The organism is Arthrobacter sp. Y3223164 (genome assembly GCF_059091005.1).
In genome coordinates, this window is the sequence record NZ_JBNHGF010000403.1 from 1 (window position 1) to 2,438 (window position 2,438).

Here is a 2,438-nt window from a genome sequence, read left to right on the forward strand (position 1 = left end):
AGCGCGACGGCGAGGGCTTCGTCGTCGTCGAGCAGCAGCGGCGGAAGCTGCGCGCCCGCGCCCAGCTGGTAGCCGCCGGCCACGCCGGGGGACGCATTGATGGGATACCCGAGGCTGCGGAGTTTGCCGATGTCGCGGCGCACCGTCCGTTCGGTGACACCCATCCGCCCGGCCAGGGCGGACCCGGTCCACTCCCGGCGCATCTGAAGCAGGGAGAGCAACTGCAGCAGCCGCGCGGATGTTTCGAGCATGGCCCACCTGACTTCAGCAGCCGAAGCGTGCCGAATCGTGCAGCACGCGCGGGTGCCGGTCGTTCCGGCAACAGGGCCACTCTAGTCCCAATTCAGGACAGGAACGGTCCGTGATGCAGGGGGCCCGGCGTCGGCAACCTGCCCGGTTGCAGGGGGTGCGTCCCGACTATGGGCAAACAGCCGGCCGCCCGGCATGATGGATTCCCGGGCTCCCCAGGCGGGGAGCCGCCGTTGGGAGGAGCGGGCATGTCTTTCAATGCAGCCGAGGAGTTGCTCGAGCAGCTGACGTGGCATTGGGACGCCCAGGCCCGGCCGCGGCTGGAGGGGCTCACCGACGAAGAGTACTTCTGGGAGCCCGCCGAGGGCTGCTGGAACGTGCGGCACCGCGGGACCAGTACCGCCCCGATGGCGGTGGGCGCCGGCATTTTCACGATCGACTTCGGACTTCCGGAGCCGGTGCCGCCGCCGGTGACCACCGTCGCCTGGCGGCTGGGCCACATTCTGGTGGGCGTGCTGGGCAGCCGTAACGCCTCGCACTTCGGCGGGCCGCCGGTCAGCTACGAATCGTTCGACTATCCGGGCACGGCGTCGGGCGCGTTGGAACTGCTGGACGAATACTATGCGCACTGGACCGCGGGGGTCCGGGGACTCGGCGTCGAGGGGCTGGCGGCGCCCTGCGGGCCGGCCGAAGGCCCCTATGCCGATCGCTCCATGGGGACGCTGGTGCTGCACATCAACCGGGAAATGATTCATCACCTGGCCGAGATCGCGCTGTTGCGCGACCTGTTCGCCCACCGCCAGTAGGGAGCCGTAAAGAGGGTCCGGCCCGCGGGTCCCATCAGAGGGCCGGATCCCGCGGGGTGCTTCAGAGGGTTCGGCCCGCGGGTCCCATCAGAGGGCCGGGTCCCGCGGGGTGCTTCAGAGGGTTCGGCCCGCGGGTCCCTTCGTCAGGAACCCGCGGAGGGGTGGCCGGGTCAGGCCAGCCGGGCGAGGTCGGTGTAGGGGCGGCTCGGGGTGGAGCCGGCCGTCCAGTCGGCCTGTGAGCGTTCCGGCGGGGTGTTGCCCCGTCCGTCACGCAGGATCAGCCGGAGGGTTTCGATGATGACGAGGAGTGCCAGTGCGGTAATCAGGAGGAGTTCCATGCCTCCATGGTGGTCCTGCTGCCGGCAAAAAAAGAGTGGCAGAAACGACCATAAAGCATAAAAAACTGCCATACTGGGGGCATGCTGAAAAAGGTGGCCGTGGTGGTGCTTCCGGGAGCTGCGCCGTTCGAATTCGGGGTGGTCTGCGAAGTCTTCGGCATCGACCGTTCCGACCGGGGGACCGGCGTTCCGGCGTTCGACTTCCGGATCTGCACTCCCGAGCCCGGGGTCGTCAGCAGCAAGCTGGGATTCTCCCTCAATGTCGCCGTCGGGCTGGAGGCCGCCGACGACGCGGACCTCGTGGTGGTGGTGCCGTACCAGCGCATGGACCAGGCCCCCGAAGCACTTCTGCAGGCCCTGCGGGCGGCCCACGCCCGCGGCGCCTGGGTCTTGTCCGTGTGCTCGGCGGCCTTTGTGCTGGCTGAAGCTGGGCTGTTGGACGGCCGGCGCGCCACCACCCACTGGCAGTACTCGCACCAGCTGGCCGCCGAATATCCGCAGGTCGACGTCGACGAAAACGTGCTGTACGTGGAGGACGAGCGCATCATCACCAGCGCCGGCACCGCCGCCGGAATCGACGCCTGCCTGCACCTGGTCCGGACCGAACTCGGGGCATCCGTGGCGTCGGCCATCGCCCGGGACATGGTGGTGCCGCCGCATCGGGCCGGGGGCCAGTCGCAATATATTGACCGGCCCATGTCGCTGGCCGGCTGCCACACCCTCAAGGACCTGCTGGCCTGGCTGTCCGAGAACCTGGCCCAGGACGTCAGCGTTGCCCAGCTGGCCGCGCGGGTCCACATGTCCGAGCGCACCTTCGCCCGCCGGTTCCGGGCCGAGACCGGCGCGACGCCGGCGGCATGGATCAACGCCCAGCGGGTGCTGCGTGCGCAGGAACTGCTTGAGGAATCGGACCTGAACATCGAGGAGATCGCCCGGATCACCGGGTTCGGCCAGGCGGTGCTGCTGCGCCACCATTTCGCCAGGTCCGTTGGCGTGAGCCCGGCGTCCTACCGCCGCACCTTCCGCGGCGGTGGCGCCGCCGCCG

4 protein-coding genes are annotated in these 2,438 nt (G+C 69.4%); 2 read left to right on the forward strand and 2 right to left on the reverse strand.

Annotated elements, in window-relative coordinates; translation table 11 throughout:
* Nucleotides 1–251 (reverse strand): helix-turn-helix transcriptional regulator (locus AC5RUJ_RS14620; protein ID WP_494156082.1); only part of this gene is annotated, 251 nt, incomplete at its 3' end.
* Nucleotides 252–497: 246 nt separating this feature from the next.
* Here AC5RUJ_RS14620 and AC5RUJ_RS14625 point away from each other — a divergent pair.
* Complete coding sequence (locus AC5RUJ_RS14625) at nucleotides 498–1,055, forward strand: DinB family protein (RefSeq protein ID WP_494000141.1); 558 nt, start codon at nucleotides 498–500, stop codon at nucleotides 1,053–1,055.
* Nucleotides 1,056–1,225: 170 nt separating this feature from the next.
* On the opposite strand, the gene AC5RUJ_RS14630 is transcribed toward AC5RUJ_RS14625, so the two are convergent.
* The gene (locus AC5RUJ_RS14630; RefSeq protein WP_494000140.1) at nucleotides 1,226–1,393 is read right to left on the reverse strand and encodes a hypothetical protein; all 168 of its coding nucleotides are present in this window, start codon (nucleotides 1,391–1,393) and stop codon (nucleotides 1,226–1,228) included.
* Nucleotides 1,394–1,474: 81 nt separating this feature from the next.
* Here AC5RUJ_RS14630 and AC5RUJ_RS14635 point away from each other — a divergent pair.
* A partial coding sequence (locus AC5RUJ_RS14635) for a GlxA family transcriptional regulator (RefSeq protein WP_494156083.1) occupies nucleotides 1,475–2,438 on the forward strand: 964 nt, incomplete at its 3' end.

Bases quoted from the DNA above. Each gene is read 5' to 3' on its own strand.
- AC5RUJ_RS14625 (WP_494000141.1), top strand. From the start codon at position 498: ATGTCTTTCAATGCAGCCGAGGAGTTGCTCGAGCAGCTGACGTGGCAT.
- AC5RUJ_RS14630 (WP_494000140.1), bottom strand. From the start codon at position 1,393: ATGGAACTCCTCCTGATTACCGCACTGGCACTCCTCGTCATCATCGAA.